Origin of the sequence: Francisella sp. 19X1-34, assembly GCF_041102755.1 — a bacterium.
Lineage (GTDB): Bacteria > Pseudomonadota > Gammaproteobacteria > Francisellales > Francisellaceae > Francisella.
This window is the reverse complement of record NZ_JBGCTX010000073.1, coordinates 1-11,683: the sequence shown is the minus strand read 5'-3', so window position 1 is coordinate 11,683 and position 11,683 is coordinate 1. Positions and strand designations below refer to the sequence as shown.

Below are 11,683 nucleotides of genomic sequence, written 5' to 3'. Positions count from 1 at the left end.
TTCTGTAAATCCCTTATTGTTATATTTAAAATATATAACCTAATTAAAATTTACACAATTATCTGTAAAGACCCTAATACAATCGTTTAAAAATAAATATCCTTTCTGTGTTGGTTTGACTTGATCACCTAAAATTTCGAGTAAGCCTTTATTTACACCAACTTCTAGTTTTTCTTGTATAGTATATTTAGGCAAAAAAGTTTGCTTTTCAAATGTATCTAAAGAGAAGCCATTCTTTAACCTAAGTGTATTAAGCATAAACTCATAGATTAAATCATGCTTTGTAATAACAGTGGAATCTTTTACAAAATTTTTTGCTTGTGTATATATTTTTGGGTGCTTGTGTTTCCAAGTTCTTTTTATCTCTAGTGTTTTAAGATTTGTGACTTTACTATGAGCACCTGCACCTATTCCAATATAATCACCAAACATCCAATAGTTGGAGTTATGTTTTGATTGTAGGTTATTTTTTGCATATGCTGAAATTTCATATTGTTTATATCCAGCATTATCAAGTAGCTTCTTGCCAGTTACTTCAATGTTTTCTAAAGTTTCTTCGTCAGGTAGCTTTGGAGGTCTTGCTGCAAATAGCGTATTTGGTTCAATAGTTAGCTGATACCATGAAATATGTGTTGGTTGCATAGCTATTGCTTTTGAAATGTCAAAGATTCCATCATCAAAACTTTGATTTGGTAGACCGTGCATAATATCAATATTGAAGTTTGATATTTTTGATCTTTGAGTTTCCTCAATAGTATTGTAAACATTTTCAGTGTTGTGGATTCTGCCTAGAATTTTAAGTTTTTCATCTTGGAAGCTTTGCACACCTAAAGAAATTCTATTTATGCCAATATTTTGATAGCTTGAGATAGAACCTCTTTCGACAGTTCCTGGATTCATCTCTAAAGTTATCTCACAGTTACTATTTAAGTTAGCTTTTTTATTTATATGCTCTAAGACCTTACTAAGGTATTCAGCTTTGAATAATGAAGGTGTTCCACCACCTACAAAAATACTAATTACCTCTCGATCTTGTAAATCATCAATGTGACTATCAAAATCTGCAATAAGTTGTTTATAGTATTGCTCGGATAAGTATAAATCGTCTTTTATAGCATGTGAGTTAAAGTCGCAATATGGACATTTACGGACACACCATGGGAAGTGTATATATATTGCTATCTGTTTATCTACCTCAAACATTATTTATGCCTTAAAGATTAGGAATTTACTCACTATAAATGTATAACCAGCAACTAGCACCATAGTTATAAATAGAGCCAATAAGTACTGTATCTTTAGAAGGTGAAGAAGTACATAGTAAATAAACTCATTTAAACATAATCCGATCATAACGTTTATAAAGAACTGTGAAGCTGCTTTTTTATGAGATTGTGTAGTAGTTGAGAATGTTAAAAACCTATGTCCAAAGTAGCTAACATTAAATGCTATTAGAAAAGCAAAGAAATTTGCTACTAAAGGTTTAAAAAGGCCTGATTCTACAAGAATCCATACAATTATAAAGTTTGTGATAGATGCTAATATGCCTACAAGTAAGAAGAAGGAAAGTTGTTTTTTTATCATTGCTTATGGAGTTTTATGTCTATTGTTTATATTATAACTATTAGTAACGATTTTATAAGAGAAAGTTTGAATGCAAATAATAAAATATCAATTAGGTATAGTTGAAAATATACCATCATCGGCTAAGTATATGATGTTTAACCTTAAAAAAGATGTAGATATCAGTTTTGGATTAAGAGTTTTGCAGAGATTTGTTGATGGTAAACGAGTTGTGGCGGGTTTTGGAAAAAATCTTCTAGAAATGTTTGAAATACCTCAAGATAAAGACTATCAAAGAGCTAGGTTTAATAGTGAGATAATGTCAGATGATGATGGGTATGACTTAGTGTTGTGGTTACGCAATGATGATAGGGGAGAGTTGTTTCATAATGCTATAGATATTAGAAAAGCCCTTAGTGATTACTTTGATTTTGAGCAAGCTATTTCGAGTTATACATATCATGGTAAATATGATCTTTCTGGTTTTGAAGATGGTATAGAAAATCCTAAAAATGAAGAACAAGTACCAGCAGCTATAGCGATAGATGAAGATTTAGAAGGATCAAGTTTTTGGGTGCTTCAGCAGTGGCTACATGATTTTGATTGGTTAAATAGTGTTAGCCAAACACAAAAAGAAGAGTGTATTGGTAGATCATTAGATGATTCACACCAGTTTAAGGATTTAAAAGATTTTGCTCATGTGAAAAGATCTGCAAAGGAGAACTTTGAACCTGAAGCATTACTTCTAAGAAAGTCTATGCCTTGGTCAGATGATAATTTAAATGGGGGGTTTATGTTCGCAGCATTTGCTCCTTCATTTAGATCTTTTAATCTGCAAATGGGAAATATGCTTGGTGGTAGCGATGGCATAGTTGATGGAGTATTTAAGTTTTCTAAAATAATTAAAACTAGTTATCTATGGTGTCCTGCTTTTAAGAAAGGTAGATTAGATTTATCCTTATTTAAAGGTTGATTAAGGAAAATAGTATGCGAAATAAACTACTAAGATCTTTGTTGGTAATATTAGTTACAATTGGTTTAGTAGCTTGTAGTGAGCCAAACAAAGCTGCAAGCCAAAGTGTTACTTTTACAGGTGACTATGTTAAATCTGGCTTTAAATTAGGAGAGTATGGGACTCAGCAAGGTGCTTTAAGCTTATCAGCTAAGCAAGTGAAAATAACTTGTCCAGATGGTTATGTGATTCCACCAAATTTAAAACCACCTAGTTTTGGAAGTAAGTTTCCTAAAGCTACTTGCGATAGAAAAGATGGGTGTCAAATAGTCACGATATTATTAATTAATTCTAAGACTTTCTCAGTTAAAAAAATGAGTATAGTTGCTGATAAGTTAACTGATATGCAGGCAAATAACAATATAGCATTAGGTGCTATGTGTGTTAAAAAAGATCAGGTAAAAGATTGGGTTTGATTTGATAAGCCAATTGATAATAGTCAATTCTCTGCAACTTAATTGCCATCATTTTAGTTACTAGTTGGTGCTTTTGTTTTAGAGGGTATAAATTTTAGTATGCTATGAAACTTTGCATTTTAGGTGAATAATAATCCTCATTTTTGAATAGCAGTTTAATAACTAAGTAAGTGTTAATACCCTTGAGAGGCTTTATTTTATATACAAATAAGCTTTAAAAGGTTAAAATATACCCGTATGCAAAAAAAATATGGTATCTACGGAGGTTAATAGCATGTCTGATATTAAAAATATCACTAAGCTCCATATAGAAGATAAAGGAAATAAATATTCTCTATATAGCTTAAAAAAACTTTCTCAAGAACTTGGTAAAGATGTAAATCGTCTACCATATTCAATAAGAGTATTACTTGAAAACCAGTTGAGAAATATTGATGGTTACAAAGTAAAAGAAGAAGATATGAATAAGGTGCTAGACTGGGATGCAAAAGCTAACTCTAGACCTGAAATTCCACATATGCCTGCTAGGGTTGTAATGCAAGACTTTACAGGTGTTCCAGCAGTAGTTGATTTAGCAGCAATGAGAAAAGCTATCAAAGATGCTGGCGGAGATGCTGATAAGATTAACCCTCTTGTAGATACAGCTATGGTTATCGACCATTCTGTACAAGTAGATTACTATGGTACAAAAACAGCATTAGCACAAAACGTAGCTAAAGAATTTGAAAGAAATGGTGAAAGATATAGTTTACTTAAGTGGGCTCAAAAAGCATTTGATGATTTCACAGTTGTACCACCTGGAATGGGTATTATCCACCAAGTAAACTTAGAGTATCTTGCAAAAGGAGCTTTAGTTAAAAATATTGATGGTGAAAATGTAATTTATCCAGATACTTTAGTTGGTACAGATTCTCATACTACTATGATCAACGGTGTTGGTGTAGTAGGCTGGGGTGTTGGTGGTATTGAGGCTGAAGCTGTAATGCTTGGTCAACCATACTACATGGTACTTCCAGATGTTGTAGGTGTAAAACTTACTGGTAAATTAAAAACTGGTGTAACAGCAACTGATTTAGTTTTAAAAATTACAGAAGCACTTAGAAAACATGGTGTAGTAGGTAAATTTGTGGAGTACTATGGTCAAGGTCTAGAGAGTTTATCTTTACCTGATAGAGCTACAATTGCTAACATGGCTCCAGAATATGGTGCTACTATAGGTTTCTTCCCAGTTGATGAAGTAACTTTAGACTTCTTTAATAATACAAACCGTAGTGAGCTTGTTGATGCTGCACGCGAAATGTATAAAGAGCAGCTTTTATTTAGAGAAAATCCTGCTGAAGAGCCAGAATATTCTAGCATTGTAGAAATTGATCTTGATGAAGTTGAGTCTAATCTAGCAGGTCCTAAGCGTCCTCAAGATAGAGTAGCTTTCCATGATATGAAACCAGCTTTTGCAGAAGCATTAGTTCATGAGCAAGGCTTACACGGTTTTGGTCTAACACAAGAGCAGCTACAAAAATCTGCCGAAGTTGAAGGTCTTGGTGAGTCTATTACTCATGGTTCACTTGCTATTGCTGCAATTACATCATGTACAAACACATCAAACCCCTCACTACTTTTAGGTGCTGGTTTACTTGCTAAAAAAGCAAATGAAAAAGGTTTAAAAGTTAAGCCTTTTGTTAAGACTTCTTTAGCTCCTGGATCTCAAGTTGTAACACAGTATCTTGAGAAGGCAAATTTACTTCCAGAGCTTGAGAATTTAGGCTTTAACCTTGTAGGTTATGGTTGTACTACATGTATTGGTAACTCAGGACCTCTTGATGAGCCTGTTGTTAATGCAATTAATGAGGCAGATCTTGTTGTAGCTTCTGTAAGTTCGGGTAACCGTAACTTTGAAGGACGTATCAATCCTCACGTTAAAGCTAACTATTTAGCTTCACCTATTCATGTTGTAGCTTATGCTTTAGCTGGTACAGTTGATTTTGATCCAGTTGAAGATGCTATTGGAGTTGATGCTGAAGGAAATAACGTTTATCTTGCAGATGTATGGCCTACTACTGAAGAAATCGCAGCTATTCAATCTGATGTAATTAACTCTGCGATGTTTGAAAAAGCTTATGCTACAGTACTTGATGGTACAGAAGATTGGCAGAAACTGGATGCTCCTGAAGGTAAACTATATGAGTTTGATAAATCTTCGACATATATTCAGTGCCCTAGCTTCTTTGAGAAGTTTGCTGAAGGTAATGATAATCTAGATATTAAAGGAGCTAGAACTCTTTTAATGTTAGGTGATTCTGTAACCACAGACCATATATCCCCAGCTGGTGCGATACCTGAAGAGTATCCTGCAGGACAATATTTAACGTCACATGGTGTTGAGAAAAAAGATTTCAATTCATATGGTTCTCGTCGTGGTAACCACGAAGTTATGATGAGAGGTACTTTTGCAAATATTCGTATCCGTAACTTACTTTTAGATAATGTTGAGGGTGGTTTTACTAAATATCATCTTGATGGTTCTCAGCAGTATGTGTTTGATGCTGCAATGAAGTATAAAGAAAAAGATATTCCATTAGTTATCTTAGCTGGTAAGGAGTATGGTACTGGTTCATCTCGTGACTGGGCTGCTAAAGGTACTTTTTTATTAGGTGTTAAAGCTGTTATTGCTGAAAGCTATGAGAGAATTCATAGATCAAACTTAGTAGGTATGGGTGTGTTACCACTTGAGTATGTTGATGGTCAAAGTGCTAAAACTCTTGGATTAGATGGTTCTGAAATGTTTAACATTAAAAATTTAAACAATATCCAACCTCGTCAAAGAGTCGTTGTTGAAGCTGTACATCCTGAGACTGCCCACACTACAACATTTGAAGCACTAGCACGTTTAGATGCAGATGTTGATGTTGATTATCTAAAAAATGGTGGTATTTTACAAACTGTTTTAAAAGATATGATGGGTCAGAACAAAGAGTCTAGTACAGTGGAGCAAGGAGCTAGCTCTAAAGAAGCGTCTGAATCAACGGATGATTCTTCTTGCCCATTCTCAAAAACGGCTAATTTCTTTAAGAAAATATTCAAATAATTACTTTTTCTAAATAAGAAATTTATTAATCTAATCTTTTAGTATCAATTTTTAGTTTATTTGGTACTACCTTCCAAGGCTTGACACTATAGCTTCTTTCACATACTGAGATTCTATTTGTAGTATTTGGATGTTTCATGAAGAATACTGCTGAAAGAGCTATATTGTCAGTATGATTTTCAACTTGGTGTAACTGAGTACTAGCTAACTCAATCCTATCTCCTTCTTTAAAAATTCTTTTGGTAGTATCGTTAGGAGCATATTTCTTTGGATATGGCTTATTTATCTTACCATGTAGGTATTGGGTTTCAGAACCTAATATGGTTATAGAAGATGACCATGTGTCATGATTGTGTATTGGTGTTTTATGATGAGCTCCCCAGCCCTGTATAGTTATACAATATTCATCATTTGGGTTAAGGTATATTCTTAGAGTATAGAAACAACCATAATTTATCTCTTTCTCAAAAAAAGCTTTATCAAGCCATTTATCTTTTGTTTGGTATATTTTTGTGAGTATTTTACGAGCAATATCTTTTTTGAGTTTAATATCTTTCGTTTTTTCAATATTAGATATTAAAGGATTTAGGATTTTTCTTAGATTATCGACCATTTATAAATATTTCAAAATATCATTGTTATTAATATAGCATTTTTAAGCCAATAATAACCAAAACTATTTTTTTTGTAAGGTAATAGTGATAAAGTTTTACTATTACTTTTACTAGTTTGTTTATATTTATGATAAGAAAGTTATTAACTATTTGTGTGCAGAAAAAGGCGTCAGATTTACATTTATCTTCTGGTTGCAAAGCTAAGTATAGGATCGATGGGGATTTGGTTGATATAGAATTATCTCCTGTACTAAATGATAAAATGATTTCTCAAATGCTTCTAGATATAATGACAGATGATCAAAAAGAGGAGCTTGTTGATACTTATGAGTGTGATTTTTCTATTGATGATAAGGAGAATGATGCTCGATTTAGGGTTAATGCATTTTTCCACAACAGAGGATATGGTGCAGTTTTTCGTCGTTTAGAAAATAAAATACCAACCTTAGATCAATTTGGAGCACCAAGTGTTCTTAAAGATGTGCAAGCTAAAAAAGGTGGATTAATCCTTGTAACTGGACCTACTGGATCTGGTAAAAGTAGTACTTTGGCGGCACTAGTAAATGAGATAAATCAAAAAGAAGACTCTCATATTTTAACTATTGAAGATCCAGTTGAGTTTGTTCATGTTAGTCAAAGAGCATTGGTTAATCAGCGTGAGGTGAAAAGAGATACTAAAAGCTTTAATGCAGCCTTAAAATCAGCTCTTAGGGAAGATCCAGACTGTATTCTTGTTGGTGAGATGAGAGATCTAGAGACTATTCGCCTGGCATTAGAAGCTGCTGAGACAGGACATTTGGTTTTAGGTACTTTACATACTATGTCCGCTATTAAAACCGTTGATAGAGTTATTTCGGTATTTCCTCCAGCTGAGCAGGAGCTAGTTCGTAATATGTTAGCTGAGTCTTTACAAATAGTTATTTCTCAAAGATTACTTAAGCGTAAAGGCGGAGGGCGAGTAGCTAGTTATGAGGTGCTGGTTTCTAATTCAGGTATTAGAAATATGATAAAAGAAAATAAACTTTCTCAGATATATACAGCATTGCAAACTGGTACTTCAAAAGGTATGTCAACAATGGAGCACAGCATAGAAAATCTTCTTAAAACGGGAGTAATTTCACCTGAAGAAGCAGCTAAATATATAGTAGTTAGATAATAAACTTTAGTAGTGTAATTTTTCTTTTGTTTTTCCTCTAAAAATATAATATGCATAACTTGTGTAAAGTAGTAATAGAGGTATCATAATGATCGCAGGAACTAGTGTAAATAATAAGGTTGTATCACTAGCTTGTGCTTGTAAATAAGTTATTTTATAAGGAATTATATAAGGGAAGATAAGCGTTAGCATACTTATATAAGTGAATATGAAAATAGCAACCGCAAGCCAATAAGGCAATGCATGGTTTTTTGCTTCAACAGCTTTTACTAGGATAAATGCACATATTAATGTAAGCACAAATAATTCCCCTAGAATTATCATTTTATATAAATTATCAAATGGAAGTTTGATATATAATGGTGTAATTACTCCAATCACAATCATTAGAATAACTAAAGTTATAGAACACTTCTTCGCAAACTGCTTAGCTTTTATAAATAGCTCATCTTCAGTTTTTAGTATTAAGCGAGTAGCTCCTAATAGAGCATAACCAAAGATTAGGGTTATACCAGTAACGGAAGAAAATCCTATGTCATATAGAGCATCATGTGGGAATCCTACGATTAGTTCTCCAACTATATAGCCTTGTAAGAAAGTAGCTATAAAAGATGAGATGAAGAATAAACGATCCCAGTTTTTGATACCTTTTTGTGAAGATTTTAGCCTAAATTCGAAGCATATGCCTCTTAATAGAATCATTACTACAAGTAAAATAGCTGATAAATATATCTTTGGAAATATATATGCAAAAGCGATCGGGAACATACCGTAAAAGCATGCTAGAGCGAAAACCAGCCATGTTTGGTTACCATCCCATGTAGGTAGTAAAATACTAGTTGCGATATCTCTTTGATGATCATCTAAGAAAGGAAATAGTATTCCCATACCTAGAGCAAAACCATCTAATACTACATATAACAGTAGAGCAAACGCAATTATCATTAACCAAATTAGTGCTAAATCCATGACTTATTCCTCCTCGCTTACGTTTTTCTCAACAGACTGGAAGTATGAGTAAGGCATTCTTTCTTCACCTGGCATATTTGGTCCACCGTTAATAATTCTTAGTAAATATTTAAAGTAGAAGTAACCAAATATTATAAAATAAACAATTATTATTGATGCTAGTGATATAAAAACTTGCCAAAAGCTAATGTCACTTACAGAGTATTGTGTTCTAAGAATGTTATAAACAATCCAAGGTTGTCTACCAAATTCTGCAGTAAACCATCCTGTAATAATAGCAACAAAGCCTAGAGGTGTTGTTAGGGTACAAAGTTTAAGGAACCATTTCGCAGAATGTACTTTTTTTCTTGCCAATAGAGTTGTACCAACTAAGCCAATCAAAATCATTAGAGTCCCAATGCCGACCATGATTCTAAAACTATAGAATACTACGGCAACAACAGGCCTATCTTTTTCAGGGACTGATTTTAAACCAATTAGCTTACCATCAAGTTCATGAGTATTTATTAAAGAAGCAAGTTTAGGTATCTCTATAGCAAATAAGTTTTTCTCTTGTGACTCGCTTGGGTATGCAAAAACTACAAAAGGAGCACCTTTTTGAGTGTTCCATACTCCTTCTATAGCTGCTGTTTTTAGTGGTTGATTCTTATGTACCTCTCTACCAACATCATCACCGACTAGAAGCTGACTTAAGCTTAGTATTAATATAGATATTATTGAAAACTTAATACAAGTTTTCGCAAATGAATGATGCTTATCTTTTATCAAGTAATATGCGCTGACACCTAGTATAACCATTAATGTACTTAGGTAAGCCGCTAAAAGCATGTGTATGTACCTAGGTATAATAGATGGGTTAAATATTACATGATACCAGCTATAAACTTCAAACCTACCATTTATATAGTGAACCCCATCAGGAGTCTGCATCCAGGAGTTTGCTGATAATATCCAAAACGCTGATAGTGTAACACCAACAAAAATAGTGAAATTTGCTAAAAAGTGAATATATTTATTAATACGTCCCCAACCAAAAATCATGATTCCTAAAGCACCAGCTTCTATAAAGAATGCTGTAAGAACTTCATATGTAAATAAAGAACCTAAAACAGGACCTACTTTTTCTGCAAAGCCTGCCCAGTTAGCACCAAATTGGAATTCCATAACAATACCTGAAACTACACCCATACCAAACGTTAGAGCAAATATTTTTGTCCAGAATTTGACTATAGCTAAGTATTTATCATTTTTTGTTATTAACCATAGAGCCTCAAAGATCATCAAAAATGTTGATAACCCAATACTAAAGGCTGGGAAAAGTATATGGAAACTTACTGTGAAAGCAAATTGTATTCTTGAAAGAATCTCGACCCAGTACATAAGAAAACCTCTTAATTGTTTAGTTATTAAAATCTAGCCTCGTAGGCTAGTGGCTTTCAGCTGGGAGGGCTAAGTTTGATGATTATAGATTCTCACATCAAGGCTATATTCTCAAGTTAGTTTCTATAATATTAATAAATTGTAATGTTCACTAGAGTGGTTTTATTAATATAATTATAAGTGAAGTAAAGAAAATCTTACGGAGTATATAATGAGAATATTAATAGCAGGAGGTTCGGGATTCGTTGGTAGAGAGCTATCAAAGAGCTTAAGTCAAAAGCATAAGCTAACTCTATTAACTAGATCACAAAAAACAGATTTAGGAAGCTATCAAGATTTGATTACATGGACTAATCTAACACAAGAAAACATTGCTAACTATGATATTGTAATAAACTTATGCGGCTATAATATTGGAGAAAAACGTTGGAGTAGAGCTGTTAAAAAGAAAATATTAGCAAGTCGTATAGAGCCAACCAATAAGTTAGTTGAGCTTATTGGAGATAGATATATTTGGCTAATAAATGCGAGTGCTATTGGATATTATAATTTTTCTAAGCTAATCCAAGATGAAGATAATCATAGTCGTGACTATGATAGGCTGACTTTTGGTCAAGAGGTTGTTGATAAATGGGAGAAGTGTTTAGTTTCTTCTAAGCTTCAAAAATATACAATTTTCCGTTTTGGAGTGGTTATTGGTAATGGAGGTGCTTTAGAAAAGATGACAATGTCAGCTAAGTTTGGTTTCGTTACTATGCTTGGAGATGGACATAATTACATAAGTTGGGTGAGTGTACATGATTTATGTAGAGCTTTTGAGTTTGTCATTGATAGTAAGCTTAATAACAAAGAGATATTTAATTTAACAGCACCAAATATCTGTCAGCATCAAGTGCTGATAAAACTGCTAAGAAAATATTTGGTAAAAAAACATATATTCAAGATGCCGACTTTTGTAGTTAAGTTGCTATTTGGACAGATGGGGGAGGAGCTATTACTTTCTAGTCAAAACATCAGACCTACAAAATTAATGTCAAAAGGATTCGTTTTTGAAGATCTGAAAATGCAAAAGGCTTTGGAGAGATATTTTTAGTAAAGTTTAATGGAATAGCTTTCATTTATTGATACTTATAACAAACCTTGGAATATTTATTTTAATAAGCGTTTCTGTTGTGTAAAAATTCTTTATATCTTGTAGATTTTAAACTCAAATATTTATTGATACTTAAGTGTACTCGAGAACATTGGTAATGGCCTTTAATATTGCTGAAGAATTCAAAGATTTCTCCTAAAAAGTTAGCTAGCATGATAATGTGAAATTTAAATAGGAAGGGCTTAAAATATATGAAAAAATCCGAGAGTAAAAACTATCAAGCAAGGAAAAGAATATATCCAGTTGGTTTAGTCCATCGACCCTTTACAGACTTTTGTGTAAATTTTTCATAGGCTACCAATCCTATCTTCAAATTTAATCATAAAATGTGCAAT

Annotated in this window: 10 protein-coding genes; 5 read left to right on the top strand and 5 right to left on the bottom strand. The window is 32.9% G+C overall.

Going from position 1 to position 11,683, the window contains the following annotated elements; genetic code table 11:
- Nucleotides 1-39: 39 nt before the first annotated feature.
- Nucleotides 40-1,203, bottom strand: a complete 1,164-nt coding sequence (gene hemW, locus AB8E56_RS10090; RefSeq protein WP_329480682.1) for a radical SAM family heme chaperone HemW — start codon at nucleotides 1,201-1,203, stop codon at nucleotides 40-42.
- 3 nt (nucleotides 1,204-1,206) lie between these two features.
- Nucleotides 1,207-1,584: a GtrA family protein gene (locus AB8E56_RS10085; protein ID WP_329480681.1), complete on the bottom strand. Its 378-nt coding sequence runs from the start codon at nucleotides 1,582-1,584 to the stop codon at nucleotides 1,207-1,209.
- Nucleotides 1,585-1,654: 70 nt separating this feature from the next.
- Here AB8E56_RS10085 and AB8E56_RS10080 point away from each other — a divergent pair, with 70 nt between their 5' ends.
- From AB8E56_RS10080 to acnA, 3 genes are all read left to right on the top strand, one after another.
- Complete coding sequence (locus tag AB8E56_RS10080) at nucleotides 1,655-2,536, top strand: Dyp-type peroxidase (protein WP_329480680.1); 882 nt, start codon at nucleotides 1,655-1,657, stop codon at nucleotides 2,534-2,536.
- A gap of 14 nt (nucleotides 2,537-2,550) precedes the next feature.
- Nucleotides 2,551-2,991, top strand: a complete 441-nt coding sequence (locus tag AB8E56_RS10075; protein ID WP_329480679.1) for a hypothetical protein — start codon at nucleotides 2,551-2,553, stop codon at nucleotides 2,989-2,991.
- Between the two features lie 274 nt (nucleotides 2,992-3,265).
- Nucleotides 3,266-6,076, top strand: coding sequence for an aconitate hydratase AcnA (gene acnA / locus AB8E56_RS10070; protein ID WP_329480678.1), 2,811 nt, complete (start codon nucleotides 3,266-3,268; stop codon nucleotides 6,074-6,076).
- Nucleotides 6,077-6,101: 25 nt separating this feature from the next.
- Here acnA and AB8E56_RS10065 read toward each other — a convergent pair whose 3' ends face one another.
- A complete protein-coding gene (locus AB8E56_RS10065) occupies nucleotides 6,102-6,689 on the bottom strand; it encodes a hypothetical protein (RefSeq protein ID WP_329480677.1) in 588 nt (195 codons plus the stop codon).
- A gap of 128 nt (nucleotides 6,690-6,817) precedes the next feature.
- On the opposite strand from AB8E56_RS10065, the gene AB8E56_RS10060 reads away from it, so the two are divergent.
- Nucleotides 6,818-7,846: a type IV pilus twitching motility protein PilT gene (locus AB8E56_RS10060; RefSeq protein WP_329480675.1), complete on the top strand. Its 1,029-nt coding sequence runs from the start codon at nucleotides 6,818-6,820 to the stop codon at nucleotides 7,844-7,846.
- Between the two features lie 6 nt (nucleotides 7,847-7,852).
- On the opposite strand, the gene AB8E56_RS10055 is transcribed toward AB8E56_RS10060, so the two are convergent.
- Both AB8E56_RS10055 and AB8E56_RS10050 read right to left on the bottom strand, forming a co-directional pair.
- Nucleotides 7,853-8,815 carry a cytochrome d ubiquinol oxidase subunit II gene (locus tag AB8E56_RS10055; protein WP_329480674.1) on the bottom strand — a complete coding sequence of 321 codons (963 nt, stop codon included), beginning with the start codon at nucleotides 8,813-8,815 and terminating at the stop codon, nucleotides 7,853-7,855.
- A gap of 3 nt (nucleotides 8,816-8,818) precedes the next feature.
- Nucleotides 8,819-10,195, bottom strand: coding sequence for a cytochrome ubiquinol oxidase subunit I (locus tag AB8E56_RS10050; RefSeq protein WP_329480671.1), 1,377 nt, complete (start codon nucleotides 10,193-10,195; stop codon nucleotides 8,819-8,821).
- 211 nt (nucleotides 10,196-10,406) lie between these two features.
- Here AB8E56_RS10050 and AB8E56_RS10045 point away from each other — a divergent pair, with 211 nt between their 5' ends.
- Nucleotides 10,407-11,288 carry a TIGR01777 family oxidoreductase gene (locus AB8E56_RS10045; protein ID WP_329480669.1) on the top strand — a complete coding sequence of 294 codons (882 nt, stop codon included), beginning with the start codon at nucleotides 10,407-10,409 and terminating at the stop codon, nucleotides 11,286-11,288.
- Nucleotides 11,289-11,683: the final 395 nt, after the last annotated feature.

What these genes read in the sequence shown, in the direction of transcription:
- acnA (WP_329480678.1), top strand. Translation starts at nt 3,266, where the DNA reads ATGTCTGATATTAAAAATATCACTAAGCTCCATATAGAAGATAAAGGA.
- AB8E56_RS10045 (WP_329480669.1), top strand. Translation starts at nt 10,407, where the DNA reads ATGAGAATATTAATAGCAGGAGGTTCGGGATTCGTTGGTAGAGAGCTA.
- AB8E56_RS10085 (WP_329480681.1), bottom strand. Translation starts at nt 1,584, where the DNA reads ATGATAAAAAAACAACTTTCCTTCTTCTTACTTGTAGGCATATTAGCA.
- hemW (WP_329480682.1), bottom strand. Translation starts at nt 1,203, where the DNA reads ATGTTTGAGGTAGATAAACAGATAGCAATATATATACACTTCCCATGG.
- AB8E56_RS10050 (WP_329480671.1), bottom strand. Translation starts at nt 10,195, where the DNA reads ATGTACTGGGTCGAGATTCTTTCAAGAATACAATTTGCTTTCACAGTA.
- AB8E56_RS10060 (WP_329480675.1), top strand. Translation starts at nt 6,818, where the DNA reads ATGATAAGAAAGTTATTAACTATTTGTGTGCAGAAAAAGGCGTCAGAT.
- AB8E56_RS10055 (WP_329480674.1), bottom strand. Translation starts at nt 8,815, where the DNA reads ATGGATTTAGCACTAATTTGGTTAATGATAATTGCGTTTGCTCTACTG.
- AB8E56_RS10075 (WP_329480679.1), top strand. Translation starts at nt 2,551, where the DNA reads ATGCGAAATAAACTACTAAGATCTTTGTTGGTAATATTAGTTACAATT.
- AB8E56_RS10080 (WP_329480680.1), top strand. Translation starts at nt 1,655, where the DNA reads ATGCAAATAATAAAATATCAATTAGGTATAGTTGAAAATATACCATCA.
- AB8E56_RS10065 (WP_329480677.1), bottom strand. Translation starts at nt 6,689, where the DNA reads ATGGTCGATAATCTAAGAAAAATCCTAAATCCTTTAATATCTAATATT.